This is a genomic window from Tomitella fengzijianii, from assembly GCF_007559025.1.
In the GTDB taxonomy this organism is placed as follows: Bacteria; Actinomycetota; Actinomycetes; order Mycobacteriales; family Mycobacteriaceae; genus Tomitella; species Tomitella fengzijianii.
On the sequence record NZ_CP041765.1, the window covers coordinates 1,483,334 to 1,508,729 of the forward strand.

Below are 25,396 nucleotides of genomic sequence, written 5' to 3' on the forward strand. Positions count from 1 at the left end.
GTTGCGCGGGCCCGCGCTGTAACCGCCCCGTCGACACGCGACTTTCGACAACCAACGACACCGACAGACTGAGGAGTACGCACGTGGCCGTCATCGAACAGGTCGGAGCACGCGAGATCCTGGACTCCCGTGGCAACCCCACGGTCGAGGTCGAGGTGGCCCTCGACGACGGGACCTTCGCGCGCGCCGCCGTACCGTCGGGCGCCTCCACCGGCGAGCACGAGGCCGTGGAGCTGCGCGACGGTGGCGAACGCTACGGCGGCAAGGGCGTCACGCAGGCGGTCGAGAGCGTGCTGGGCGAGCTCGCCCCCGCGGTCATCGGCCTGCCGGCGGAGGAGCAGCGGCTGGTGGACCAGGCGCTGCTGGACGCCGACGGCACGCCGGACAAGTCCCGCCTGGGCGCCAACGCGCTGCTGGGGGTCTCGCTGGCGGTGGCCAAGGCGGGCGCCGAGTCGTCCGACCTCGAGCTGTTCCGTTACCTGGGCGGCCCCAATGGCCACGTGCTGCCGGTGCCGATGATGAACATCCTCAACGGCGGCGCGCACGCGGACACTGGAGTCGACGTCCAGGAGTTCATGGTGGCGCCCATCGGCGCGCCCAGCTTCAAGGAATCGCTGCGCTGGGGTGCCGAGGTGTACCACTCGCTCAAGGCGGTGCTGAAGAAGAAGGGCCTGTCGACCGGCCTGGGCGACGAGGGCGGCTTCGCACCGAACGTCGCCGGCACCCGCGAGGCGCTCGACGTCATCGCCGAGGCGGTCGCCGCGACCGGCCTGTCGCTGGGCGGCGACGTGGCGCTGGCGCTCGACGTCGCGGCCACCGAGTTCCACACCGAAGGCAAGGGCTACGCGTTCGAGGGTGCGGTGAAGACGGCCGGCGAGATGGCCGGGTTCTACCGCGAACTGCTGGGCGAGTACCCGCTGGTGTCGATCGAGGACCCGCTCAGCGAGGACGACTGGGACGGTTGGGCCGAACTGACCGCCGCGATCGGCGACAAGATCCAGATCGTGGGCGACGACCTGTTCGTCACCAACCCGGCGCGACTGCGCACCGGCATCGACAAGGGCGCCGCCAACGCGCTGCTCGTGAAGGTCAACCAGATCGGCACGCTCACCGAGACCAACGATGCCGTGGACCTGGCGCACCGCAGCGGCTTCCGCACGATGATGAGCCACCGCTCCGGCGAAACCGAGGACACGACCATCGCCGACCTCGCCGTGGCCCTCAACTGCGGGCAGATCAAGACGGGCGCGCCCGCGCGCAGTGAGCGTGTCGCCAAGTACAACCAGCTGCTGCGCATCGAGGAGTCGCTGGGCGACGCCGGCCGCTACGCCGGCGCCGGCGCGTTCCCGCGCTTCAGCGCGGAGGGCAGCGGAAACTGATGGCGGAGCGGGGCAGGCGGCGGCCGGAGGGCAGCCCGGGCGGCAGGGAACCGGGGCGCAGCGCGCGCACCCGGGACCCGCGCTCGCGCTCGTCCGGCCGCGCGCAGGCCCCGCAGTCGTCATCCGCCAGGCGCGCCGCCACAGCTGCGCAGGCGCGCAGGGGCTCGGCGTCGGCCGCGTCCCGGACGGGCGCGGCCGCACGGTCGGGGTCGTCGGCGCGCGCCGGATCGGGGTCGCTGATCACGCGGGCCACACGCTCATGGCAGCGGCTGTCGGAGCGGACCGAAGGCACGGGCACGGGCATGTCGCCGCGCCGGGTCGTCGTCGTCATCGTCATGGTGTGCTTCTTGGCGCTGGCGCTCGCCAATCCGGTGCGGACGTACTTCACGCAGCGTCAGGACGTGGCGGAAGCGGCGGCCCACCACGACGAGCTGGTGGCGCAGATCGCCGAGCTCGAAAAGAAGGAAAAGCTTCTCGAAGACCCCGACTACCTCCGCGCACAGGCGCGCGACAGGCTGGGCTTCGTCGAGGCCGGCCGCACCCCGTACATCGTCGAGCTTCCCGGCGACCCGGTCGAGGCGCAGGAGCAGCACGACAAGGCCGTGGCGCAGGCCCGCCCGTGGTACGGGTCGGTGTGGGATTCCGTCTCTCATGCCGCCGATGACTCCGATGTGCCGGTGCCCAATGTGATCCCCGCGCCCGCGCCCCCGCCCGGCGGATGACGGATCATCGACCGGCGCCCGGTGCGGCGCCGCAGGCCGGGCGCCCGCAGCTCAGACAACCCGCTCCCGGAGAGGTGATACACCGGTGATCGAACCAGACGACGACCCTGCCCTCGCGGCGGACCTCGCCGTTGTCGCCGAGCAGCTCGGCCGCATTCCGCGCGGCGTGCTGGCGGTCGCGTACCGCTGCCCGGACGGCGTCCCCGCTGTGGTCCGCACCGCGCCGCGACTCCCGGACGGCACGCCGTTCCCCACGCTGTACTACCTGACCGAGCCGCGGCTCACAGCGGCCGTGGGCAGGCTCGAATCCGGCGGGCTCATGCGGGAGATGAGCGACAGGCTCACGCGTGATCCCGCGCTGGCCGCCGCGTACCGGGTCGCGCACCAGGACTACTTGGCCGAGCGGAACGCGCTCGAGGACCTCGGCACCGACTTCACCGGCGGCGGCATGCCCGAGCGGGTCAAGTGCCTGCACGTGCTCGCCGCGCATGCGCTGGTGCGTGGTCCCGGCACCAATCCGCTGGGCGACGAGGCGGTCGCGATGATCGCCGACGGACCGGACGGGGGAGCGGCGCTGCGCGGCGCCGCGGTCCCTGCAGACTGGCCACGGCTGGACGAGCTTCCCTTCCAGGGAAGCGCGGGCGCCGAAGGCGCGGAAGAGGGGCGGGAATGAGCAGGGTAGCGGCGGTGGACTGCGGCACGAACTCGATCCGGCTCCTCGTGGCGGACGTCGGCGGCGACTCCGGCGGCGCGGCGGGCCCGCTCGCGGACGTCGCCCGGGAGATGCGGGTGGTGCGGCTCGGCCAGGGCGTCGACGCCACCGGCGCTTTCGTCCCGGAGGCGATCGCCCGTACCCGCGTGGCCCTCGAGGAGTACGCGGGGATCATCGCGGACACGGGGGCGACCTCCGTGCGGATGGTGGCGACGTCCGCCACCCGCGACGCCGCGAACCGCGACGAGTTCTTCGACATGACCGCCGAGGTGCTGGGTGCGGTGATCCCCGGCGCGGTCGCCGAGGTCATCAGCGGGGACGAGGAGGCCGAACTGTCGTTCGCGGGCGCCGTCGGCGAGCTCGGCGCGGACGGCGGGCCGTTCGCGGTGGTGGACCTGGGCGGCGGCTCCACGGAGATCGTGCTCGGCGATGACGCGGGGGTCCACGCGGCCCGGTCGTCGGACATCGGCTGCGTCCGGCTCACGGAGCGGTGCCTGCCCGGCGATCCGCCCGGCGCCGGCGAGGTGGCCGACGCCGAGGAATTCATCGCCGAACGGTTCGCCGCCGCGCTCGACGTGGTGCCGGTGGAGCGGGCGCGGACGTGGGTGGGGGTCGCGGGCACGATGACCACCATCGCCGCCATCGCGCTGGGCCTGGACCGCTACGACCCCGAGCGAATCCACCTGGCTCGGATCCCGTTCGACCGGTTGCGGGACGTGTGCGACCGGCTCGTCGCGATGACCCGCGAGGAGCGTGCCGCGCTCCCGGTGATGCACCCGGGCCGCGTGGACGTGATCGGCGGGGGCGCGCTGATCACGCGCGCGCTGGCGAGGGTCTTCGAAGAGCGGGCCGGCATCGGCGAACTCGTGGTGAGCGAGCACGACATCCTCGACGGGATCGCGCTGTCGATCGGATAGAGCACTCCGTCGGGTTCGCCGGCGTGCGGCGGGGAGTCGGAGCGCCACGATGGGTTGTGCGGTCCCGGCCGCTTCCCTCGACCGGGACCGACCCAATGATAGAACATGCATTCGGATGAGCGCTATAGCGGCCGACGTCGGGCTGTATGGATCGAGACCGCATCGGCGCGCGATAGTGTGCAGATGCCAAGGCCTCGGGGACGATCGATGTCCGCTGCGGCCGCGCCCCCATAGCCCAATTGGCAGAGGCAGCCGACTTAAAATCGGCACAGTGTCGGTTCGAGTCCGACTGGGGGCACCGAGATCGTCCTGGAAGCCGGCTCCAGGACGGTTCGGCGTCGCGTCACACCGGTGAGAGCAGGTCCGGGCTGTTGTTGCGGGGGCTGTTCACTGCGGTGGAGACCTCGTAGGCGTCGAGGCGCGGGTCGGGCACCGAGCGGATCAGCGCCTCGACGTCCTCACGCACGTCCAGCCCGCGATCGAGCCACGGCCCGTGGAACTCCGGCGGCAGCACCAGCGGGCACCGGTCGTGGATGCGGCCCAGCTCGTCGGTGGCCGGCCGGGTGAGGATCGTCGCCGTCCACAGCCAGCGGTCCGGGTCGTCGTCCGACTTGTCCGGGTCGCGCCACATCTCGTAGAGCCCCGCCATCGCCAGCGCACCGTCGCCGGGGTGCAGGAAGTGCGGCACTTTTCTCCCGTCGCGCTTCTCCCACTCGTAGTAGCCGTCGGCGGGTATGACCGCACGACGCGAGCGCGCCGCCGACCGGAACGACGGCTTGGTCGTGACGGTCTCCGAACGCGCATTGATGAGCTTGTTGCCGATGGAGCGGTCCTTGGCCCACGAGGGCACCAGCCCCCAGCGTGCGGTGCGAACCTGCCGGACCGGCTCGCCCTCCTCGTCGGCGGGCGGCCGCTCGAGGACCATCCGCATTGGCTGGGTGGGCGCGACGTTGTACGAGGCGGGCAGCTCCTCGCCCACGACCTCCGCCTCGTCCACGTCGAACATCGACCGCATCTCCCGGTCCGTGATCGTGGTGGCGAACCGTCCGCACATCGTGCCCTCCCGCGGTTTTCGATCTTGACGGTCACCTCAATTGAACAGCACATCGGCGCCTGCGGGGGATTCACCACCGCGCAACCGCCTGCGGCGCGGGCGAGCGCGAGAGTGCGGGTTGATCCGGACGTCCGGGTAGGTAGGCTCACACCACACCTGCCCGACATCCGGGAACTGTCCGCAGACCGCGCTCGTTGAGCAGGTGAGAGGCCGGAAATCCCCGGCACGGCGCCGCGTGCAGCGCGGTGAACCACCACAGGAGGGACCAACGCGGTGCGTCAAAGCAGCAACCCCGTGTTCAAGGACCTGAACAAGGAGTACGGCCGCTACGCCACGTTCGGAGGCAACGCGGCCGGCGGTGCGCCCCAGGTAGGCCGCGCGGCAACGGGCCAGTACCCGCAGGGGCAGCACCCGCAGGCCGGTCAGTACCCGGGCCAGCCCGCCCCCGAGCAGTACCGTGCGGAGCCCAGCGGCCGCGCGATGACCATCGACGACATCGTCACCAAGACCGCGATGACCCTGGGCGTGCTCACCATCGCGGCGGTCATCTCGTTCGTGCTGGTCAATGGCAACGAATCGCTCGCGATGCCGCTCACGTTCGGCGGCATGATCGTGGGCCTGGGCTTGTCGCTGTTCGCGATCTTCACCCGTCGCACGGACAAGCCGGCATTGGTGCTGGCCTATGCGGCGGCCGAGGGCGTGTTCCTCGGCGCGATCTCCTATCTGTTCGCCAACATCGCCATCGGTGAGGGCGGCCCGCCCGGGAACACGATCATCGTCCAGGCGGTCGTCGGCACGTTCGGCGTCTTTTTCGGCATGCTCGTCGTCTACAAGACCGGCGCCATCCGCGTCACGCCCAAGTTCACCAAGATGATCGTGGGCGCACTGTTCGGCGTCCTCGCGCTGATGGTCGTCAACCTCATCGCGAGCTTCTTCATCGACGGCGGCCTGGGCCTGCGCGACGGCGGCCCCATCGCCATCATCTTCAGCCTGGTGTGCATCGGGCTGGCGGCCATGAGCTTCCTCATCGACTTCGACGAGGCCGACAAGCTCATCCGCATGGGCGCGCCGGAGAAGACCGCCTGGTCGGTGTCCTTCGGGCTCACGGTCACGCTGGTGTGGCTGTATCTGGAGATCCTGCGTCTGCTCAGCTACTTCAGCAGCGACTAGTACCCGCGCCGGCCGCGTCGGGTCCCGGTGGGGCCGGATGCGTGAGCCGAGTGCGTGCAAGCATGGGCCCCGCCCGCGGATACCGCGGGCGGGGCCTTTGCTGCGTCGGGGCGGTCACGGGATACGTCCGCGCAAGTCCGCGCGCCGCGCGCCGGTTCTCGCGCCGCGCGCGCATCGTCCTCTCGCGCGCCTGCTCCCCGGCGTGTCGCGGCAACCGGCGCGCGGCCCGGCAACAAGCGCGCGGCATGTGGCGCGGCCCGGCAACAAGCGCGCGGCATGTGGCGCGGCCCGGCAACAGGCGCGCAGCGCGCAAACAGCCGCGCCGAACCCTCCGCCGGGCCACGAAAAGGCGGGCGCCGCGCGACAGGTGATCCCATCGCGCGGCGCCCGCCCATCGAGCTCCGATGCCCGGCAGCACATGGCCGCCCGGGCCGGCAATCAGCTGAGGCGCTCGAGCACCATGGCCATGCCCTGGCCGCCGCCGACGCACATCGTCTCGACGCCGAACGTCTTGTCCTGCTCGCGCAGGTTGTTCAGCAGCGTGTTCGTGATGCGGGCGCCGGTCATGCCGAACGGGTGGCCCAGCGCGATCGCGCCGCCGGAGATGTTGAGCTTGTCCTCGTCGATGCCGAGCTCACGCTGCGAGCCGATCACCTGCACCGCGAAGGCCTCGTTGATCTCGAACAGGTCGATGTCGGAGACGGACATGCCCGTGGTCTTGAGAACCTTGCGGGTCGCCTCGATGGGGCCCAGGCCCATGATCTCCGGCGACAGGCCGGTGGCTGCGGTGCCCACGACGCGGGCGAGCGGGGTGAGGCCCAGCGCCTTGGCCTTGGTGTCGGACATGATCACCAGCGCCGACGCGCCGTCGTTGAGCGGGCAGGCGTTGCCGGCGGTGACGGTGCCGTCGGGGCGGAACACCGGCTTGAGCTGGGAGACCTTCTCGTAGCTGGTGCCGGGGCGCGGGCCGTCGTCGGTGGAGACCACGGTGCCGTCGGGCAGGGTCACCGGGGTGATCTCACGCGCGAAGAAGCCGCGGTTGATGGCCTCCTCGGCGCGGTTCTGGCTGCGCACGCCCCAGCGGTCCTGGTCCTCGCGGGAGATGCCGGTCAGCGACGCGACGTTCTCGGCGGTCTGGCCCATGGAGACGTAGATGTCGGGCAGCTGGCCCTGCTCGCGGGGATCCGACCATGCGATGCCGCCCTCGGCGAGCTTCGCGGTGCGGGCTTCGGCGTCGGCGAACAGCGGGTTGTGGGTGTTCGGCCAGCCGTCGGCGTTGCCGGTGGCGAAGCTGGAGACCGACTCGACGCCGGCCGAGATGAACACGTCGCCCTCTCCCGCGCGGATCGCGTGCATGGCCATGCGGGTGGTCTGCAGCGACGAGGAGCAGTAGCGGTTGACGGTGACGCCGGGCAGGTGGTCGAACCCGAGCTCGGTGGCCACCACGCGGGCGATGTTGAAGCCCGACTGGCCGCCGGGCTGGCCGCAGCCCATGTGCAGGTCTTCGATGTCGGCGGGATCCAGCTCGGGGATCTTGTCCAGGGCGGCGCGCACCATCTGGGTGGCGAGGTCGTCCGGGCGCACGTCCTTGAGTGAACCCTTGCCGGCGCGGCCGATGGGCGAACGGGTCGCGGAGACGATGACAGCCTCAGGCATGAGGACTCCTTTGCAGGTGACGGACCCCGATCAGACCGGGGCCGGTGTGTGATCGACGCCTAGGTGCCGTCGAGGTGCAACCGCGTAGCCGGCCGGCGGCGACGCGACTCGGCTCCTACATTACGTGGCCGGAAATCGGAGCTCATTCCGCGCTCATAACGCCGCGGTGCGGCGCCCGAGACGGTCGAGGCCGCGGCGGATCCGGGCCACCGGCCGCCGCGATTCGACGGCCGCGGACACGGTGGGCAACTCCGCGAGCGGTCCGCCGTGCCATTCGCCCAGCTCCGAGCACAGCGCCGGCAGGAGCTGCTCGGCGGCGAGCGTGTAGCCGGCGGCGGACGGGTGGAATCGGTCCGGGGACAACAGCTTCTCGGGCGTCGCCAGGAACTCGGGGGCGAGCAGGTCGGCCAGCGGCACCGGCCGGCCCCCGGCGGTGCGGGTGGCGGAGGCCTGCAGGTGCGCCAGCCGCAGCCCCCATCGGCGGGTGACGGCACGCAATGGCTGGGGGATGGCGGTGATCACCCCCAGGTCGGGGCAGGTGCCGACGACCACGGCCGCTCCGCTGTCATGCAGACGCTGCACCGCATCGCCGAGCCGCGCGGCCGCCTTGTAGGGGGCCTGCGCCGTGGTGACGTCGTTCGCTCCGACCAGGATCACCGCGGCGTCCGGCGGCGGGCCGGCGATGAACATGGCGTCGACCTGGCTGGCGAGCCCCCGCGAGGTGGCGCCGACGATGGCCTTCGTGCTCAGTCGTACGCGCTTGCCGGTCTCGTCCGCGAGCCCGCGGGCGAGCAGCACCCCCGGAACCTCGTCCGGCACCGTGCACCCCAGGCCGGCGGCCGTGGAGTCGCCGAAGATCATCAGGCTCAGATCGGACGGGCCGAAGCGCTCCGGAGGCTGGAGTTCCCCGTCGGTGTCGGCCGGCGGGTAGACGCCGTCGGCGCGCGGCGGGCGCCCCCGGGGGCGCCCGATCACGGTGCGCGCCTCCTGCGCCTGGCCTTGCAGGTAGTTGTAGCTCACCCAGGTGGCGGCTCCGACGCCGGCGCCGGAGCCGAGGGCCGCGGCCCCGACCTTGGCGCCGGTGATGAGCGTGCCGTGACGCCGTGCGGCGGGCGTCGGGATCCGCGCGGCCACGACGGCCGGCCCGGCGAGGCGCAGGTGCGGCAGGGGGATGTCGATGGGGACCACCTCCCTCGGACTGCGCGGCGTTCCGGAACGACGGCTTCAAATCTATCCTGCGCCTCGGCGGCGCGGCGCTGTACGCGGGCGCCGCGCGTCGCCGGGGGATGGAATCCGCCGGGACAGGGCAGTACTATTTCAAGATGGATAGCGCGTGGCCGCTGACGGGCCGCGGGGCGGAGATGCGCCGGATCGCGCGGACGGTCCGTGGCGGCAATGGCGGCGCGGTTCTGGTGGGTGAGGTCGGCGCGGGCAAGACGCGGCTGGCCGCCGAAGCCCTGGACCGCGCCGAGCGCGACGGCCTGCGCACCTGCCGGCTCGTCGCATCGCCGGCGTCCAGGGCCGTGCCGCTCGGAGTGCTCGACCAGATCGCGGGGGACGCCGGCGGCGACCCGACGCAGCGCATGCACCGGATCTTCGACTGGCTCGCGCGGCCCGGCGCGCCGCCCGCCGTCGTCGGGATCGACGACGCGCACGACCTCGACGAGGCATCGGCCTTCGTGGTGCAGCAGATCGTGGCCCGCCGCGTCGCCCCCGTGCTCATCACGGTGCGCACCGGCGCGCGCACACCGAACTCGATCACCTCGCTCTGGGCCGACGACCGTCTGCGGCGCATCGACGTCACCCCACTGTCGTTCGAGCAGACGCGCGCATTGCTGGAGGTGGTGCTGCACGCTCCGCTGGAGGCCGGCAGCGCGCGGCGACTGCACACGTTGACCCGCGGGAACGTGCTCTACCTGCGTCAGCTCCTGGACGACGAGGTGGCGTGCGGCCGGATGGTGAAGTACGCGGGCGTGTGGGTGTGGAGCGGCGCGCCGACGTTCACGCCCAGGCTGTACGACCTGATCGCGGCGAAGATGGGCCGTGTCCCCGACGACGTCGCCGACGTGGTGGACCTGCTCGCGGTGGGCGGCCCGCTGCCCGTCTCGGCGCTGGCGCGCATCGCGACGCCCGAGGCCGTCGAGTCGGCGGAGGAGTCGGGGCTCGTCGCCGTCGACGGCGGGGCGCATCCCGCGGCGCGGCTGGCGCACCCGCTGTTCGGCGAGGTGCGCCGTGCCCACTGCGGCACGCTCCGGATGCGGAGGATGAGCGGTGTGGTGGCGCGCGAGCTCGCGGCCAAGGGGCGGCGGGACGCGCGCACGGTGGTGCGGCGCGCCGAGCTGATGCTGGCCTCGGACGGCGAGGCGTCGCCGGGGCTGCTCGCGGTGGCGGCCCGCTGCGCCATGCATCTGGGCGATTTCGAGCTGGCCGACAGGATGCTCGCGGAGGTCGAGGCCCGCGACGCGGAGGTCGACGTCCTATTGCCTCGCATCGCCTGCCTGGTGGCGCTCGGCCGAGCCGAGGAGGCGGTCGCCGTGTGCGAACGGTTCGAGCGCTCCGGCGGCGCGGGGGACCGGCAGGCGGTGGTGCGCACCATCCACGCGTCGATCCTGGTGTGGATCCTCGCCCGGCCCGACCGGGCGCGACGGGTGCTCGACGACGCGCGGGCGCTGTGTCGGCGGACCGGGCGGATCGCGGAGCATCACGCGGTCTCTGCGGCGCTGCTCGCCGTGCTGGGCCACCCGCGCGAGGCCGCAGCGGAGGCGGCGACGGCGATGGCGGCGCCCCGGCTGGCGCGGATCCACGCGCAGATCGCGGCCAGCGCGCAGGTCAGCGCACTCGGCAGCCTTGGGCTGGGCGACGGGGCCGTGCGCGCGGCACGGAGCCTGGGCGATGCCCGGCCGCGGACCGGTGAGGCCGCGGGGCTCCGGTGCAGCCTGGGCGTGAACCTCGCGATCGCGCTGCGGCTCGCCGGCGAGCTCGGTGCGGTCCCGGAGATCGCGGGGGAGTTCTTCCCCCACGACGCCGCGCGGCCGTTGCGCGGGTGGCGGTTCGCCGCGGAGACGGCGCTGCGCGGGGTGATCCGGCTCGACGCCGGCGCGGTGGCCGACGCGGTGCGGCTGCTGCGGGAGGCGGTGGCCCAGACTGCGGTGTCGGCGGAGTGCACGACGATGCACCGCTACTGCTCGATGCTCCTCGCCGAAGCGCTGGGCAGATCGGGAGCGGCCGGCGACGGCCGGGTGGCGCTGCAGCGCATCGACGCGGCGCGCCCGGCGGGCTTCGTGTGGGCGGACAGCCAGCTGTCGGTCGCCCGGGCGTGGGTGTTCGCCGCGGAGGGCGCGGCGACCGAGGCCGTGGCGGCCGCGCGCGCTGCCGCGGCGCGCGCGGCGGACCGCGGCCAGATCGCGGACCAGGTGTTCTGCCTGCAGGCCGCGGTGCAGTTCGGCGACGCGACGGCGGCCGCGGACCTCGCACCGGTGGCGGGCCGGGTCCACGGACCGCGCGCGGCCGCGGCGCTCTCGCATGCGACCGCTTTGGCGGGCTCCGACGGCGACGCACTGCTGTCGGCGTCCGCCGCGTACGAGGCGTACGGCGACGTGATCGCCGCGGCCGACGCGGCGGCGCAGGCGGCGGTCGTGTTCCGTGCGCAGGGCAGGCGCGGCTCCGCCCTGACGGCGCGGGCCGTGGCCGACCGTGTGACGGCCGACTGCCCCGGGGCGGACACGCCCGCGCTGCGGGCGATGGCGGCGCCGTCGGGGCTCACCCCGCGGCAGCGGGAGATCGCGGGGCTCGTGGCGCGGGGTCTGAGCAACCGCGAGGTGGCCGACCGCCTGCACCTGTCGGTGCGCACCGTGGAGGGCCACCTGTACCGGGCCTGCCTTGCCGCGGACGTGGACAGCAGGGACGGGCTCGCGGCGGTTCTGGGCGGCGCCGCCGAGTGATCGGCGGCCCCGCCCGACCGGGCGCTCACTTGCGCGCCGTCACGGCAACACGAGGCAGACGCTCCCCAGGTTGATGCCGTTGCCCACTTCGACCGTCTGCGAGGCGCTCTGGAAGCCGTCGTCGGCCACGAGAACGTGCGTGCCGGCGCTGGCGGGCGTCCAGGAGATCGTGATCGGACCGAGGGAACCCGGCGCCCATGCGGACCCGATGTAGACGCCGTTGTCGTAGAAGTCCACCTCGTTGCCGTGTTCGGCCTGGGCGGTCACGTCGTACGCGCAGCCGGTCCCGTACGGTCCGGCGCCGAGGCTGCCGAAACCCATACCGGGGGCGACGGAGAGCGATTGGACGTGCGCCGACGCATTGGGCGCGGCGAGCACCAGCGCCGTCGCCGTGGCGCCGAGGGCCGTGATGCCGACCTGCAGCCCGCGCCGGACGCGGTGTGTAGGCGGGGCGCCGTGGGCGCGGGTGCTGGTGCGGGTCTTCCGGGGCGAGTTCATGATCATCGGCTCCTCGTTGCGCTGGATGCTGGCACAGCCATCGTCGGACCGGCCCGACGGCAGGGAGCGAGTAGTCGACTACCCGAATCCTCCGGGGTCGCCCTCCGGCTACTCGTGCGTAGCGTCGTGCGGCGGCCGTGCCCCTGCGGGCGGGGGCGCGCCGGACGCGCCGCGGACCTGCCGCCCGACCGGTCCGGGCACGGCCGGGGGAGCGGCATCACGGCGCGCGGCGCGATCTGGGACCATGGGGGCATGCGCATTGCTGATCACGTGGTCGATCTCATCGGCGACACCCCGCTGGTCCGTCTCAACAAGGTGACCGAGGGGACGCCGGGCATCGTCGCCGCGAAGGTGGAGTACTTCAACCCCGGTGCCAGCTCCAAGGACCGGATCGCGGTGAAGATGATCGACGAGGCGGAGAAGGCGGGGCTGCTGAAGCCCGGCGGCACCATCGTCGAGCCCACCTCAGGAAACACCGGCGTGGGCCTGGCTCTGGTGGCGCAGCAGCGCGGCTACCGGTGCGTCTTCGTCTGCCCGGACAAGGTCAGCGAGGACAAGCGTGACGTGCTCAAGGCGTACGGCGCCGAGGTCGTGGTGTGCCCCACGTCGGTCCCGCCGGAGCACCCGGACAGCTACTACAACGTCTCCGACCGGCTGGCCGAGGAGATCCCCGGCGGGTGGAAGCCGGACCAGTACTCGAACATGGCCGGGCCGGCCAGCCACTACGAGACCACCGGCCCGGAGATCTGGCGTGACACCGACGGCAAGGTCACGCACTTCGTCGCCGGCGTCGGCACCGGCGGCACCATCACCGGAACCGGCCGGTACCTCAAAGAGGTCTCCGACGGCGCGGTGAAGGTCGTCGGGGTGGACCCGGAGGGGTCGGTCTACTCGGGCGGATCCGGGCGCCCCTACCTGGTGGAGGGCGTGGGCGAGGACTTCTGGCCCAAGGCGTACGACCCGGCGATCCCGGACGAGATCATCGCGGTGTCCGACGCGGACTCGTTCGAGATGACGCGCCGCCTGGCCCGCGAGGAGGGCCTGCTGGTCGGCGGCAGCTGCGGCATGGTGATCGTCGCGGCGCTCGAGGTGGCCGAGCGCGAGGGGCCCGACGCCGTCATCGTCGCCCTGCTTCCCGACGGGGGCCGCGGCTATCTGTCGAAGATCTTCAACGACAAGTGGATGGCCTCCTACGGTTTCCTGCGCACCCCGCTCGACGGCAAGGAGAAGCAGTCCACCGTGGGCGATGTGCTCCGCGGCAAGTCCGGCGAGCTGCCCGACCTGGTGCACACGCACCCCTCGGAGACCGTGCGCGACGCCGTCGAGATCCTGCGCGAGTACGGGGTCTCGCAGATGCCCGTCGTAGGTGCCGAGCCGCCGATCATGGCCGGCGAGGTGGCGGGCAGCGTGTCGGAGCGCGAACTGCTCAGCGCCGTGTTCGAGGGCCGCGCCCAGCTCGCCGACTCGGTGGCCAAGCACATGGAGCAGGCGCTTCCGCTGATCGGCTCGGGCGAGCCGGTGGACGCGGCCACCAAGGCGCTCGGCGAGACGGACGCGCTCATGGTGATCGAGGGCGGAAAGCCGGTGGGCGTCATCACCCGCCACGACGTGCTCGGATTCATCAGCAAGGCGTGAGGGGCGCCGGCCCCGGGCCCGCCGCCCGGAATGGGAGGCGGCGGTCCCGATCGGTAGTGTGTGCCGCATGAGCGAGCAGCGCAGCCAGGCCGATGCAGCATCGTGGCAGGGGTTCTCCACCCGGGCCATCCACGCGGGTTACGAGCCGGATCCGCAGACCGGCGCGGTGAACGTCCCCATTTACGCCTCGTCCACTTTCGCGCAGGACGGCGTGGGCGGGATGCGCGACGGTTTCGAGTACGCGCGCACCGGCAATCCCACCCGTCGGCCGCTGGAAGCGAACCTCGCCGCCATCGAGGCGGGCGCCTTCGGCCGGGCGTTCGGCTCGGGCATGGCCGCGACGGACACGATGATCCGGGCGGCGCTGCGCCCGGGCGATCACCTCGTCATCCCCAACGACGCCTACGGCGGCACGTTCCGGCTGATCGACAAGGTCTTCACGCAGTGGGGGATCGAGTACACCCCCGCGGCGGTCAACGACGTCGACGCCATCCGCGCGGCCATGCGCCCCAATACCAAGCTGGTGTGGCTGGAGACGCCCACGAACCCGCTGCTCAACGTGGGCGACATCGCCGCACTCGCGCAGGTGGCGCACGAGGGTGGGGCGAAGCTGGTGGTGGACAACACCTTCGCGTCGCCGTACCTGCAGAACCCGCTGACGCTGGGGGCCGACGTCGTCCTGCACTCCACCACCAAGTACATCGGCGGCCACTCGGACGTGGTCGGCGGCGCGCTGGTGACCGACGACGAGGAGCTCGACGCGGCGTTCGCGTTCCTGCAGAACGGCGCCGGTGCGGTGCCCGGACCGTTCGACGCGTTCCTCACGCTGCGCGGTATCAAGACGCTCGAGGTGCGGATGGAGCGGCACTGCGACAACGCGGAAAAGCTCGTCCAGTTCTTCACAGGGCATCCGGCCGTGGAGAAGGTCCTCTACCCGGGGCTCGCCGAGCACCCCGGGCACCAGGTGGCCGCCACGCAGATGCGGCGTTTCGGCGGAATGGTCTCCGTGCAGCTGGCGGGCGGTAAGCAGGCGGCGCTCGACTTCTGCTCGCGCACCGAGATCTTCACGCTGGCCGAGTCGCTGGGCGGCGTCGAGTCGCTCATCGAGCACCCTGGCGCGATGACCCACGCCTCCACGGCCGGGTCGCTGCTGGAGGTGCCGGAGAACCTGGTGCGCCTGTCCGTGGGCATCGAGGACGGCGGCGACCTGCTCGGCGACGTCGAGCAGGCGCTCGAAGGGCTCTGACCTTCCCGGCCGGCCCAGGCATGGGCCGGTCGGCTGGTGGACCGGTCAGTTGGTCGACTGGTTCGGCAGATGCGCGCCGATGTAGCCGACGTAGATGTCGCCGGAGCTCCCGGTGTCGTCGTAGTAATGCAGGCGCGGGCTGACGGTGCTCCCGCCTCCGACGCGGAAATGCCCGCCCATGAACACCGCGCCGTCGGGGTGCACGGACTCCGGCACCGGCAGCACACGCGGTTCCCGGAACGCCGCTGCGCGCGTTGTCGTGTCGCTTTCCACTGCGGCATGGTCGTGGACGGAGAATCCGCGACAGCCTGGCGGCGTGTGCGTGAGGTAGTTGTGCACTCCCGGCGGCCCGCAGTCGGAGCTGCGTGCCTCCGCGTAGTCGGATAGCGCGAGCAGCGCCTTCCACGTTTTGTGCACGTATCCGCGTGAGTTCGACTGCCGGTCCAGGCGCAGTGCGGGCTGCGGGTCGCCGGTGAACTGCACGCGCGGGACCTCTGCGAGGCGGTCCAGGAGTTCGGCGAAGGTGTCCGGCGCGTGGTCGTGTCCACGCTGAGGCCGGTGCGCCTGCGCGGGCCGGGTGTCCTGAGCAGGGGAGTTCCGCCGGATCGGTGCAGGATCGGGTGCTGCCGGATCCTGCTCTGTGCGCAAGGAATCGATGGTGCGGTGCGCGGCGGCGAGCTCGTGGCGCAGCCGCCGGATCTCGCCGCGATCGCGGCGGTGCTCGCGTGTCCGGCGGTTGCCGCGCCGGGCCACGACGCGCAGGTTCTCCAGCGAGTCCGTGTCGATGGTGCGATCCCCGAGCACGTCCTCGAGGATGTCGCCGAGAAGCGACCCGAGCGGTCCGAGCGGTCCGCCGGGCTGTGCGCCGGCCGGGGCGTGCGGGGTCTTTTCGGCGGGCGCCACGTGGGCGCCGGGTTTCGGAGGGGCGGGGGTGGCGGGTTCGGGCGCGGGCTGCGCCTCCCGGCAGCGGTCGGTGAGCCTGCCCAGACGCGCGTCGGCCTCCTCGACGGCGGTGGGCAGGGGATTGGCTCGGGCGTAGTGGAGTGCGAGGTGCCACAGTTCGCGGCGCAAGCCGTATTCGTCGGACACCATCCTGTCCGCGCCGATGACGCTGTGGCGCGCCGGGAACCCGCCCTCGACGGCCTCCGGCGCGGCATGGCCTTCAGACGCAAGGGATTCGGGCGGGGGGAACACCGCACCAGTGCCAGGTCCGACCCGCAGCGCGTCCGGCACCGCCTGATTGAACTGCGCGGTGGCCGGCGCGTCGAGGACCCGTGCGACGAGGAGGGCCTCCGCGTCGGCCGCGAGTGCCGCGACCAGGTCGGCGAGCTTGCGCACCGGGAACCCGTGATCGGTGCCGACGACCAGCAGGGGCCGCGTACGGCCGGGATCGCACAGCAATCCGATGAGGTCCGGGACGTCCGGCGTCTGCACGATGGGGGCGCCCTGCGTCAGCGGGTGCGCACCGTCGCGGGCGCCGAGCGCCGAGGCCAGCGCGGCCGCGATGCGGGGCGTGCGGGTGGGCGGCGCCTCTGTCTCCTCGCGCACCAGCACCCAGCCGCGGCGGCCGAAGCGGTCGACGTCGAGGGTGATCGTCGTCGTACGGGGGCCGCTGTCGGTGTTGCCGGTACGCGGCCCGCCGCCGGGGGCGGGGCCGGGCTTGCGGTCGGCTTGCCGGTCGCCGCCGCGGCAAGCGAGCGTAAACCGCCTGCTGCGGCGGCCGGTGCCGCGATCGACGCGTGCAACATGCACAGCGTGCGTGGATGCGTCGAGGGTGATGCGTTCGCCCGGCGCCGGAACGCGGTCTCCCCAGCCGAGCTCCGTGAACCAGGCGCCGATGGTCCGGTCGACGACGGCGAGGGCGCCGGGGACGTCGAAGCGGAAGAAGATCGGGCACTGGTGCACGGGTCAGCTCCTCGGTTCTCGGACGTCGCGGTTTTCGGTCGTCACAGATTCTCTGCCGACACGCATTGTCACACGAGGCCGCTGCCCGCGAGCCCGGGTGCGGACCTCCGTGGTCCGATTGTGATCGGTGGCGGAGCGACTCGTGCGCAGGTGAAGCAGGTGAAAGTCCACGGGGGTGACGGGGGCGGAGCTCTGTGACACACTTAACGGTGAACGCGAGGTTACAGTTAAAACACCGCGCGCCGGCCGCGGCTCCCGCACGCAGGCGGCACGGCGGCGGGGTGCCGAAGGCGAGGGGAGCGGCCTGATGACGGATGCGGACACGCCGGGAAGGGCCGATCGGCCGCAATACGAGGCCGTGATCGTCGGCGCCGGCTTCGGGGGCATGGGCGCGGCCATCGCGCTGCAGCGCCTCGGGATCGACGACGTGCTCATCCTCGAGCGCGAGGACGACCTGGGCGGCACCTGGCACGTCAACCACTACCCGGGCCTGGCGGTGGACATCGCCTCGGTCACGTACTCGTTCTCGTTCGAGCCCAATCCGTACTGGTCGCGCCTGTTCGCCCCCGGGGCCGAGCTGAAGAAGTACGCCGAGCACGTGGCCGACAAGTACCACCTGCGCAGTCAGATGCGCTTCGGGCAGGTCGTCGAGGGCGCGCGATGGGACGAGGACGGGCGCTGCTGGTCGGTGGCGATCCGCGGTGGCCAGGCCGTCACCGCGCGTTACCTGCTCACCGCCACCGGGTTCCTCTCGCAGCCGCAAATGCCCGCCATCGACGGCATCGAGGAGTTCGCCGGGACAGTGCTGCACACCACCGCGTGGGACGACGACGTGGATCTGCGCGGCCGGCGCGTCGGGATCATCGGGACCGGCGCCACCGCCGTGCAGCTCGTCCCCGAGCTCGCCGACACCGCATCCGCACTCACCGTCTACCAGCGCACGCCCATCTGGGTGGTGCCCAAGGTCGATTTCCCCATCCCGCGCCCCGTGCAGCGCCTGTTCGCGCGCGTGCCGCTGACGCAGAAGGCGGCGCGGCTGGCCAACACCGCGCTGCTCGAGGCGATGATGGTCAGCGCGGTGCTGCACTACCGGCAGAGCCGCTTCCTCAACGCCGGAGCGGCGCTGCTGGCCAAGGGGCACCTGCGCCGTCAGGTGCGCGACAGCGATCTGCGCCGCAAACTCACCCCCGCCTACGACTTCGGCTGCAAGAGGCCGACGTTCTCCAACCACTACTTCCGTGCGTTTACCCGTCCGAACGTGGAGTTGGAGACCGAGTCGATCGCGCGCATCGACGCAGACGGCATCGTCACCGCGGACGGGCGCCGCACCGACATCGACACCCTCGTGCTGGCCACAGGGTTCAACCTGTGGGACGTGAACTTCCCCGCCATCGAGGTGATCGGCCGCGGCGGCAGGAACCTGGGCGCATGGTGGCGGGACAACCGGTTCCAGGCATACGAGGGCGTGTCGGTGCCGCGTTTCCCGAACTTCCTCACGCTCTCGAGCCCCTACTCGTACAGCGGCCTGTCGTACTTCACCACCATCGAGGCGCAGATGAAGCACCTCACCCGCCTGTTCCGAGGCATGCGCGACGCTGGGGCCGACACGTTCGAGGTCACCGAGCGGGCCAACGCCGAGTTCCTGGACCAGGTCACCCGGCTGCTCGGCGATTCGGTGTTCTACCGCGGCTCCTGCGACGGGTCGCGCAGTTACTACTTCAACCAGCATGGGGAGGCGGCGATCCTGCGGCCCACCTCGACGGCCAACGCACTGTGGGAGGCGGGGCGGTTCCCGTTGCAGGACTACGCGTTCCGCGCGTCGCCGGTGCCCGCCGCGTCCTAGCCCGTCCCGTCCCGGCCGGCCCCGTCCCGACCTTCGCGGCGGCGCCGCCGGAGCTCCTGCCACCGATCGAGCATCCCCGGCAGCTCGCCCTCGAGGAACTCGAAGAACTCCAGCGCCTCCGCCATGCGCCGCCCGGCCGGCGAGTCGGCACCGAGCGCGGCGACGCCGTCGCGCAGATCGTTGCGCCACGACCGCAGCGCGCGAATGTCCTGCACCATGAGGTTGACGAACGAGTCCGATTCGGCGATGTAGAGGTCCTGCCGGGTGCCGGCGACCGTGCTGCGCGTGATGAAGCCGACCTGCGCCAGCCAGCGGACCGCGCCGGAGACCGCGCCCGCACTCACGCCCAACGTGTCTTTGAGCTGCGCCGCCGTCAGACCCCGTGACGGCGCCGCCATGAGAGTGGCGAAGACCCGCGAGGCCATCCGCGGCAGCCCGGACGCGGCCATCGACGATGCGAAGCGCTCGACGAACTCGGCGACGGCCGGCTCCGCGGCGGTTCCTCCGTCCAGCATGGGTGGCTCCAGGGTCGGGCAGTCGGATCTGGTCGTCGGGGAGGGGATCTCGCGGCCCCACCGGCCTCCAGTATTTCATAGCATTCTTAGTGTTCACTAAATACTGAATTATATGTACGCTGAGGGCATGGACGCGGTGATCGAGGTCCGGGAGCTCCGCAAGACGTTCGGAGCGGTGCGGGCCCTGGACGGGCTGGAACTGCGGGTACGGCCGGGGGAGGTGCACGGATTCCTCGGGCCCAACGGCGCCGGGAAGTCCACCACCATCCGGGTGCTGCTGGGACTGCTGCGTGCGGACCCGGGCGGCACCGTCCGGCTGCTCGGCGGCGACCCGTGGGCGGACGCCACCGCGCTGCACCGGCGGCTGGCCTACGTGCCCGGGGATGTGGCCCTGTGGCCCAACCTCAGCGGCGGCGAGGTCATCGACCTGCTCGGGCGGCTGCGCGGCGGTGTGGACCCGGGGCGGCGGGCGGAGCTGCTGGCGCGGTTCGACCTGGACCCGCGCAAGAAGGCCCGCACCTACTCCAAGGGCAACCGGCAGAAGGTGGCGCTGGTCGCCGCGCTGGCTGCGGACGTGGAGTTGCTCATTCTCGACGAGCCCACATCCGGCCTGGACCCCCTGATGGAGGAGGTGTTCCAGGACTGCATCCGCGAGGCGCGCGCGGCCGGGCGCACCGTGCTGCTGTCCAGCCACATCCTCGCCGAGGTGGAATCTCTGTGCGACACGGTGAGCATCATCCGGGCCGGCCGCACCGTGGAGAGCGGCACGTTGGCGGACCTGCGGCACCTCACCCGCACCACGGTGACGGTGGAGACCGCGCGTCCGCTCGGCGCGCTGGCCGGCCATCCGGCGGTGGTGGGCCTGAAGACCGACGGGCTGCGCGCCGCGTTCGAGGTCGAGTCGGATCGGCTCGACGTGGTGATGCGCACCGTCGCCGAGGCCGGTATCCGCTCGCTGGTCAGCCACCCGCCCACGCTGGAGGAACTGTTCCTGCGGCATTACAACGATCAAGCCGACGATCGAGCCGACGATCAGGCGGACGGCCGGTCGGCGGGAACCGGCCGGGCAGCGGCCGGCAGCGCGGTGCGGTCATGAGCACCGCACCCGCCGCCCGCATGCCGCGCGCTCCCGGCGGGATGCGGGCCGCCCGCCCTGCCGGGGGAGCCGCGGCCGCCGCCGTGACCGGCACCGCCGCGTTGGTGCGGCTGCACCTGCGGCGCGACCGCCTCCGCCTGGGGGTGTGGATCGCGGGGCTCATCGCGGTGACGGGTGCGTCGGCCAATGCGGTCCAGGGCGTCTACGGGGACGCCGCCGAGCGTGCCACCTACGCGGCGACGATGGATTCCAGCCCGGCCACCATCGCGATGGGCGGCCCGCCCGTGGCGCTGGAAACGGCGGGCGGCATCACTGTGTTCGAGACCAACTCGATATCGCTCGTCGGCGTCGCGCTCATGGTCGTGTTTCTGACTGTGCGCTACACGCGCGGCGAGGAGGAGACCGGCCGTACGGAACTGCTGCGGGCCGGGGTGCTGGGGCCGCGGGCGCCGCTGACGGCGGCAGGTCTGCTGGCCGCGGCGGCGTCGGTGCTGGTGGGCGCGGGTATCGCGGCGGTGTTCCTGGCGCTGGGACTTCCGGCGGCAGGCTCGGTGCTGTTCGGCGCGGAGGTGGCTGTCACCGGCATCGCGTTCACCGCGGTGTCGCTGGTGTGCGCGCAGGTGCTCTCGCACGCCCGCGCCGCGACGGGGCTGGGCGCGGCGCTGGTCGGGGCGGCGTTCGCCGTGCGCGCGGTCGGCGACGTCGGCGGTGGCACGCTGTCGTGGTTCTCGCCCATCGGCTGGGCGCAGGCCGCCCACCCGTTCGGCGGCGACCGCTGGTGGCCCCTCGCCCTTCCGCTGATCCTCGCGGTGGCGGCGGCGGGCACGGCGTGGCGACTGGACGGCATCCGCGACGTCGGCGGATCCCTCGTAGCACCGCGCCTGGGCCCGGCGGCCGCACCGCACAGCCTGGCGAGCGCACCTGCGTGGGCCTTCCGGATTCAACGCGCGGCCATCGCCGGCTGGGCCGCCGGCATGGTGCTCGCGGGCGCGGCGCTCGGTTCGGTGGGCAGCCAGGTCGCGGACATGGTGCGCGGCAACGAGCAGATGGAGAAGGTGTTCGGCGGGGCAGGCGGGATCGTCGACCAGTACTTCGCCATGGTGGCGCTGCTGCTGGGGCTGCTCACGGCGGGCTTCGCCGCGTCGACGGTCCTGCGGCTGCGCGGCGAGGAGACGTCCGGGCGGGCGGAGCTGCTCGTGGTCGCGGGGGTGTCGCGGCGACGCTGGATCGGCGGCTGGCTCGCCGTGACGGCCGCCGCCGCGGTGGTCCTGGCGGTGTGCGGCGCGGCCGGCGCCGCAGTGGCCGACGCGCTGGCCACCGGCGACGCGTCGCAGCTGGCCCGGATCTTCGGCGCGATGCTCGTGCCGCTCGCCGCCGTCGCGGTGGTCGGCGGTCTCGCCGCCGCGCTCGTGGGCCTCGCACCGCGGGTGCAGCACGTTACGTGGGTGGTGGTGGCCTGGGCGTACATCGCCGGCTGGTTCGGCGACCTGCTGGGGCTGCCGGGCTGGGCTGTCGATCTGTCGCCGTTCTCGTGGGCCGCGCAGGCCCCCGCCGAGACTATGGGATGGAGCGCGTGGCTGGTCACCCTCGCCGTCGGCGCCGCGTTGGCGTGGGGCGGCGTCGAAGGGCTGCGCCGACGGGACCTGCAGGCGCAGTGACGAACCGGCGATTCTCTCCGGTTGTGGGCCGGGGAGCCCGATCCGCTAAGCTCGCGTCCCATGCGTCTGATCCGCCCCGCGGCGAGTCTCGTGACGGCCGCCGCCATCGCCGTCACCCTGTCCCACGCCCCGGCCTCGGCGGCCGGGCAGGGTGAGTGGACCCAGTACCGTTACGCGCCCACCAAGAACGCGAACGTGCAAGCGGGGCAGGCGGTCTTCACCGGGGCGATTCCCACGGCCGGTGAGGTGCGCGCGACGCCGGTGGTGGCCGACGGAACGATCTTCGTCGGCAGCCATGGCTCCGGGGAACTGCAGGCGTTCGACCTCGCCACCGGTGAGCTGCGCTGGCAGTCGCAGGCCCCCAACTGGGTGCATTCGGAGATGATCCACTCCGGAGGGCGGGTGTTCGTGGGCTTCGGCAATCGGTTCGCCGGCGAGGACGGAAACCGCGGCACCGGCGAGAGCGGCGTGCTCGCCCTGGACGCGGACACGGGGGAGACCCTGTGGCGCTTCGACACCCCCGGCGAGGTCATGCCCACGCCGGTGCTGGTGGGCGGCGCGCTGTATGCGGTGACGGGGGACAAGCACCTGTACAAGCTCGACCCGGCAACCGGTACCGAGGGGAAGAAGGTGCCGCTGGGGCACGTGGTCAGCATGTCCTCGCCCGCTGAGGAATCCGGGATCCTCTACTTCGGCAGCGGGACGCCGGAGCCGTACACGTTCTTCGCCTACGACACCGCGGCAGACGATTTCGCCTGGACGCGGCACTTCGGCGAGTTCAACCGCGGCCTCGACGACGTGCCGCCCGCCGTGGCCGAGGGCATCGTCGTCACCACCGCCAACACCGCGCTGCCGCCGGACGTCTTCGGTACCCCGATGGAGGAGCACACCATCGTCGCGATGGACGCCGCCACCGGCGAGGTCCTGTGGCGCGACCGGCTCGGTGCGGGCCCGGCGCCGGTGAACAACCGCTCCGGGGCGCCGATGATCCACGACGGCAAGGTCTTCGTGGGCAGCCCCACCACCGGCACCTCCTACGCTTACGACCTGCACTCCGGCCAGCGGCTGTGGAACAAGTACACCGGGCCGGTCAAGGCGGCCCCGGCGGCGAGCGGCGGCACGGTCTTCTTCACCACGACCGCCGGCGAGGTCCTCGCGATGGACGCCGGTACCGGCGAGCTCACCGGTCGGCTCAGCCTCGACGGGGTCCTCGCGCCGGCCGGTCCCGTGATCGTCGACGACACCTACCTGGTGATCCCCAGCCAGAGCCGCGAGGTGGTGATCACGCGGATCGACCAGATCCCGCCGGCCTCCTGGGGTGCGACGGGAAGCCTGGGGTCGGCCGGGTCGCTCGACAACATCGGCGGCTACCTGGGGTCCGCGGAGGGGCTGGTCGGCTCCTCGTCGTGACCCCGCCCGCGTGGAGGTGGCGCGGCCGCCTGTCCGTCCACTGCGAACGTGCGGCCCTCGGGGATGTGCTTGCGCGACGAGACCGTCAGCGCCGCCCAGCTCACCGCGGCCAGGGCGGTGAGCACCAGGAAGATCATGCCCAGCGGGACCGGGCCCGCCACCGCAGAGATCAGCGCCGGGGTGAGGAAACCAACGTAGGCGGCGGCGTAGAAGACGCCGGTGAGCCCCGCCAGGTCTTTGTCGCCCGCGATGCACTGCACCTCGATGAGCCCGGAGACCAGGCCGATGCCGATGCCGGCGCCGACCACCACGTTGGATGCGAGGCCAACGGTCACCGACTGCAGGTCGATCGCCAGCCACACCAGCCCGATGCCGGCGGCCATGATCGCCAGGGCTGCCGACAGCCCGCGGGCCGACGACATCGAGTGCACGCGCTTGGCGACGGGCTGGATCGCCGAGGACACCCCGAGGGCGATGACGGTGGCCGCGGTGGCGAACACCAGGCCCTGGTCGCCAGTGGCGTCGCGCAGCTTCGTCGGCAGATAGCCGTAGGCGATGGCGGCCGAGCCGAAGATCCACGGCGCCGCCACCAGCACCACGCGCAGGAACCGCGGATGCCGCGCGCTGTCGATGCGCAGTCGGCGCCGCAGCGACGACGAGGTGTCGGGCGCGTGGGTCTCGGGGGTGCGCAGCACGACGACGGCGAACGGGACCGCGACGACGATGTGCACCAGGAACGGCAGGACGTCGGGGAGCGGCCCCCACTGGGCCAGCACCCCTGCAACCAGCGCCCCGCCCGCGGAGCCCAGCGTGAACGCCAGCGAGGCGCGGCGGGCACCTGCGGTGAGTCCCGCGCGCGGGTCGTGCGGGGCCTGCGAGAGCTCCTTGATCCAGCTGTTGCCCACCGCCATGGCGATGCCGATGGTGAACCCGGAGAACAGTCGTCCCGCGGCGATGAACCCGGGGCCGTAATGGCCCAGCGCCAGCAGTGCGCTGCCGAGCACCGCGGTGCCCACCCCGGCGAGCATGAGCGGCCTGCGCCCGTGCCGGTCGGACAGCGGCCCGGCCACCAGCAGAGCGGGCGCGAGGCCCAGGACGTAGACGCCGAGCAACAGGTTCACCAGGAACGACGAATAGTCCTGCCGGTCCTCGTACATCACGAGCAGAGGGCTGAACTGGTTGCCCGCCCACGAGGCGACGAACACCACGCCCCAGATCGCCAGCCAGTGCGGGACGGCGCCGCGCGGGGAGGAACGCCGGGAGGGCGCGGTGCGGTCGTCGGTGAGCGCTGTGGTCACAGGATCCCTTGGTGCATGGCGATGTGCTCGGACAGAACGGCGGCGTACACTTCGGCGTCGCCCGCGGCGAGGGCGGAGGCCAGGCGCCGGTGCTGGTCCAGCGCGGGCCGCAGCTGGTCGGGGTGCACGCGCAGGAGCTGGTGACGCAGGCGCTGCTGGCGGTCGCGCAGCAGCCCGGCGAAGTGCAGCGCGATCGGGTTGTGCGACGCGGCGACGACGGCCGTGTGGAAGTCGTCGTCGGCGGCGATGAACCGCGCGATCGCGGCGGCATCTGGTAGACCCGCAGAGTGGGAGAGTTCGGCGGCCAGTGCCTGTTCCTGGCGCCGTAGGGCCTCTTCGAGCGCGGGCGCGGCCTCGGCGGCCCGGCCGTCGGCGATGGCGCGGCGGGCGGCGGACGCCTCGACGGCCTCGCGCATCTCGAGGACGTCCGCGGCCTCGCTGGGCGGCATGGGGCGGACCAGGGCGCCCTTGCGGGAGGCGAGCGTGAGCAGGTCCTCGGCGGCCAGGCGCAGGAACGCCTCGTGCACCGGGGTGCGGCTGAGGCCGAGTTCCGTGCACACCGTGACCTCGCTGAGGGCGGTGCCGCCGGGCAGGTCGCCGCGGATGATCGCGTCCTTGGTGTGCTGGTAGGCGCGGTCGGCGGCGGATTGCGCCGGCGGCTTCGAGAGTGCCGCCGCGGCGTGCTGGGGGAAGGTCACCCGCACGACGATAGTCTTGCATGCATCAATGCATGCAAGTGGG

21 protein-coding genes and 1 tRNA gene are annotated in these 25,396 nt (G+C 72.5%); 13 read left to right on the forward strand and 9 right to left on the reverse strand.

Translation table 11 applies throughout. From position 1 onward, the window contains the following. Positions 1-83: 83 nt before the first annotated feature. A complete protein-coding gene (gene eno / locus FO059_RS06795; protein ID WP_143907436.1) occupies positions 84-1,379 on the forward strand; it encodes a phosphopyruvate hydratase in 1,296 nt (431 codons plus the stop codon). On the opposite strand, the gene FO059_RS06800 is transcribed toward eno, so the two are convergent. Next, positions 1,354-1,710 (reverse strand): hypothetical protein, encoded by a 357-nt coding sequence (locus tag FO059_RS06800; RefSeq protein WP_143907438.1) that lies wholly within the window; start codon positions 1,708-1,710, stop codon positions 1,354-1,356. The two genes, eno and FO059_RS06800, sit on opposite strands and share 26 nt — an antisense overlap. On the opposite strand from FO059_RS06800, the gene FO059_RS06805 reads away from it, so the two are divergent. The 4 genes from FO059_RS06805 (at position 1,682) to FO059_RS06820 (ending at position 4,028) form a co-directional block, all read left to right on the forward strand. Next, entirely contained in the window at positions 1,682-2,101 is a 420-nt protein-coding gene (locus FO059_RS06805; protein WP_143907440.1) for an FtsB family cell division protein, read from the forward strand. The genes FO059_RS06800 and FO059_RS06805 overlap by 29 nt on opposite strands. 85 nt (positions 2,102-2,186) lie before the next feature. Next, positions 2,187-2,774 (forward strand): DUF501 domain-containing protein, encoded by a 588-nt coding sequence (locus FO059_RS06810; RefSeq protein ID WP_143907442.1) that lies wholly within the window; start codon positions 2,187-2,189, stop codon positions 2,772-2,774. Continuing rightward, on the forward strand, positions 2,771-3,730 hold the full coding sequence (locus FO059_RS06815) for a Ppx/GppA phosphatase family protein (RefSeq protein WP_143907444.1): 960 nt from the start codon (positions 2,771-2,773) through the stop codon (positions 3,728-3,730). The genes FO059_RS06810 and FO059_RS06815 overlap by 4 nt, the downstream gene beginning before the upstream one ends. Positions 3,731-3,954: 224 nt before the next feature. Beyond that, positions 3,955-4,028, forward strand: a tRNA-Leu gene (locus FO059_RS06820). Positions 4,029-4,073: 45 nt separating this feature from the next. On the opposite strand, the gene FO059_RS06825 is transcribed toward FO059_RS06820, so the two are convergent. Continuing rightward, the gene (locus FO059_RS06825; RefSeq protein WP_143907446.1) at positions 4,074-4,784 is read right to left on the reverse strand and encodes an SOS response-associated peptidase; all 711 of its coding nucleotides are present in this window, start codon (positions 4,782-4,784) and stop codon (positions 4,074-4,076) included. 273 nt (positions 4,785-5,057) lie between these two features. On the opposite strand from FO059_RS06825, the gene FO059_RS06830 reads away from it, so the two are divergent. After that, a complete protein-coding gene (locus FO059_RS06830) occupies positions 5,058-5,954 on the forward strand; it encodes a Bax inhibitor-1/YccA family protein (protein ID WP_143907448.1) in 897 nt (298 codons plus the stop codon). 438 nt (positions 5,955-6,392) lie between these two features. Here the strand turns inward: FO059_RS06830 and FO059_RS06835 are convergent, their stop codons facing one another. After that, positions 6,393-7,610 (reverse strand): acetyl-CoA C-acetyltransferase, encoded by a 1,218-nt coding sequence (locus FO059_RS06835; protein ID WP_143907450.1) that lies wholly within the window; start codon positions 7,608-7,610, stop codon positions 6,393-6,395. Positions 7,611-7,763: 153 nt separating this feature from the next. Beyond that, a complete protein-coding gene (locus tag FO059_RS06840; protein WP_372497946.1) occupies positions 7,764-8,732 on the reverse strand; it encodes an SGNH/GDSL hydrolase family protein in 969 nt (322 codons plus the stop codon). Between the two features lie 200 nt (positions 8,733-8,932). Here FO059_RS06840 and FO059_RS06845 point away from each other — a divergent pair, with 200 nt between their 5' ends. Then, positions 8,933-11,551: a helix-turn-helix transcriptional regulator gene (locus FO059_RS06845; protein WP_143907452.1), complete on the forward strand. Its 2,619-nt coding sequence runs from the start codon at positions 8,933-8,935 to the stop codon at positions 11,549-11,551. A 39-nt stretch (positions 11,552-11,590) separates the two neighbouring features. Here FO059_RS06845 and FO059_RS06850 read toward each other — a convergent pair whose 3' ends face one another. Continuing rightward, positions 11,591-12,049 (reverse strand): Ig-like domain repeat protein, encoded by a 459-nt coding sequence (locus FO059_RS06850; RefSeq protein ID WP_143907454.1) that lies wholly within the window; start codon positions 12,047-12,049, stop codon positions 11,591-11,593. A gap of 252 nt (positions 12,050-12,301) precedes the next feature. On the opposite strand from FO059_RS06850, the gene FO059_RS06855 reads away from it, so the two are divergent. Next, positions 12,302-13,684, forward strand: coding sequence for a cystathionine beta-synthase (locus FO059_RS06855; protein WP_143907456.1), 1,383 nt, complete (start codon positions 12,302-12,304; stop codon positions 13,682-13,684). A 67-nt stretch (positions 13,685-13,751) separates the two neighbouring features. Beyond that, positions 13,752-14,930: a cystathionine gamma-synthase gene (locus FO059_RS06860; protein WP_143907458.1), complete on the forward strand. Its 1,179-nt coding sequence runs from the start codon at positions 13,752-13,754 to the stop codon at positions 14,928-14,930. A 45-nt stretch (positions 14,931-14,975) separates the two neighbouring features. On the opposite strand, the gene FO059_RS06865 is transcribed toward FO059_RS06860, so the two are convergent. Further along, a complete protein-coding gene (locus FO059_RS06865; protein WP_143907460.1) occupies positions 14,976-16,835 on the reverse strand; it encodes a hypothetical protein in 1,860 nt (619 codons plus the stop codon). A 307-nt stretch (positions 16,836-17,142) separates the two neighbouring features. On the opposite strand from FO059_RS06865, the gene FO059_RS06870 reads away from it, so the two are divergent. Then, on the forward strand, positions 17,143-18,678 hold the full coding sequence (locus FO059_RS06870) for a flavin-containing monooxygenase (protein ID WP_143907462.1): 1,536 nt from the start codon (positions 17,143-17,145) through the stop codon (positions 18,676-18,678). Here FO059_RS06870 and FO059_RS06875 read toward each other — a convergent pair. Next, complete coding sequence (locus FO059_RS06875; protein WP_143907464.1) at positions 18,675-19,193, reverse strand: GbsR/MarR family transcriptional regulator; 519 nt, start codon at positions 19,191-19,193, stop codon at positions 18,675-18,677. The two genes, FO059_RS06870 and FO059_RS06875, sit on opposite strands and share 4 nt — an antisense overlap. 127 nt (positions 19,194-19,320) lie before the next feature. Here FO059_RS06875 and FO059_RS06880 point away from each other — a divergent pair, with 127 nt between their 5' ends. The 3 genes from FO059_RS06880 to FO059_RS06890 are packed head-to-tail and all read left to right on the forward strand — an operon-like array spanning position 19,321 to position 23,357. Next, entirely contained in the window at positions 19,321-20,289 is a 969-nt protein-coding gene (locus FO059_RS06880; protein ID WP_143907465.1) for an ABC transporter ATP-binding protein, read from the forward strand. Next, complete coding sequence (locus FO059_RS06885; protein ID WP_143907467.1) at positions 20,286-21,947, forward strand: ABC transporter permease; 1,662 nt, start codon at positions 20,286-20,288, stop codon at positions 21,945-21,947. Before FO059_RS06880 ends, FO059_RS06885 begins: the two co-directional genes overlap by 4 nt. Positions 21,948-22,007: 60 nt before the next feature. Further along, positions 22,008-23,357, forward strand: a complete 1,350-nt coding sequence (locus FO059_RS06890; protein ID WP_143907469.1) for an outer membrane protein assembly factor BamB family protein — start codon at positions 22,008-22,010, stop codon at positions 23,355-23,357. Here the strand turns inward: FO059_RS06890 and FO059_RS06895 are convergent. Together FO059_RS06895 and FO059_RS06900 are read right to left on the reverse strand one after the other, a co-directional pair. Further along, the gene (locus FO059_RS06895) at positions 23,315-24,655 is read right to left on the reverse strand and encodes an MFS transporter (RefSeq protein ID WP_143907471.1); all 1,341 of its coding nucleotides are present in this window, start codon (positions 24,653-24,655) and stop codon (positions 23,315-23,317) included. The genes FO059_RS06890 and FO059_RS06895 overlap by 43 nt on opposite strands. Then, positions 24,652-25,353, reverse strand: coding sequence for a GntR family transcriptional regulator (locus FO059_RS06900; RefSeq protein WP_143907473.1), 702 nt, complete (start codon positions 25,351-25,353; stop codon positions 24,652-24,654). The genes FO059_RS06895 and FO059_RS06900 overlap by 4 nt, the downstream gene beginning before the upstream one ends. Positions 25,354-25,396: the final 43 nt, after the last annotated feature.

Bases quoted from the DNA above. Each gene is read 5' to 3' on its own strand.
- FO059_RS06855 (WP_143907456.1), top strand. From the start codon at position 12,302: ATGCGCATTGCTGATCACGTGGTCGATCTCATCGGCGACACCCCGCTG.
- FO059_RS06890 (WP_143907469.1), top strand. From the start codon at position 22,008: ATGCGTCTGATCCGCCCCGCGGCGAGTCTCGTGACGGCCGCCGCCATC.
- FO059_RS06880 (WP_143907465.1), top strand. From the start codon at position 19,321: ATGGACGCGGTGATCGAGGTCCGGGAGCTCCGCAAGACGTTCGGAGCG.
- FO059_RS06860 (WP_143907458.1), top strand. From the start codon at position 13,752: ATGAGCGAGCAGCGCAGCCAGGCCGATGCAGCATCGTGGCAGGGGTTC.
- FO059_RS06875 (WP_143907464.1), bottom strand. From the start codon at position 19,193: ATGCTGGACGGAGGAACCGCCGCGGAGCCGGCCGTCGCCGAGTTCGTC.
- FO059_RS06825 (WP_143907446.1), bottom strand. From the start codon at position 4,784: ATGTGCGGACGGTTCGCCACCACGATCACGGACCGGGAGATGCGGTCG.
- FO059_RS06870 (WP_143907462.1), top strand. From the start codon at position 17,143: ATGACGGATGCGGACACGCCGGGAAGGGCCGATCGGCCGCAATACGAG.
- FO059_RS06800 (WP_143907438.1), bottom strand. From the start codon at position 1,710: ATGACGACGACGACCCGGCGCGGCGACATGCCCGTGCCCGTGCCTTCG.
- FO059_RS06815 (WP_143907444.1), top strand. From the start codon at position 2,771: ATGAGCAGGGTAGCGGCGGTGGACTGCGGCACGAACTCGATCCGGCTC.
- FO059_RS06805 (WP_143907440.1), top strand. From the start codon at position 1,682: ATGTCGCCGCGCCGGGTCGTCGTCGTCATCGTCATGGTGTGCTTCTTG.
- FO059_RS06885 (WP_143907467.1), top strand. From the start codon at position 20,286: ATGAGCACCGCACCCGCCGCCCGCATGCCGCGCGCTCCCGGCGGGATG.
- FO059_RS06850 (WP_143907454.1), bottom strand. From the start codon at position 12,049: ATGAACTCGCCCCGGAAGACCCGCACCAGCACCCGCGCCCACGGCGCC.
- FO059_RS06845 (WP_143907452.1), top strand. From the start codon at position 8,933: ATGGATAGCGCGTGGCCGCTGACGGGCCGCGGGGCGGAGATGCGCCGG.
- FO059_RS06835 (WP_143907450.1), bottom strand. From the start codon at position 7,610: ATGCCTGAGGCTGTCATCGTCTCCGCGACCCGTTCGCCCATCGGCCGC.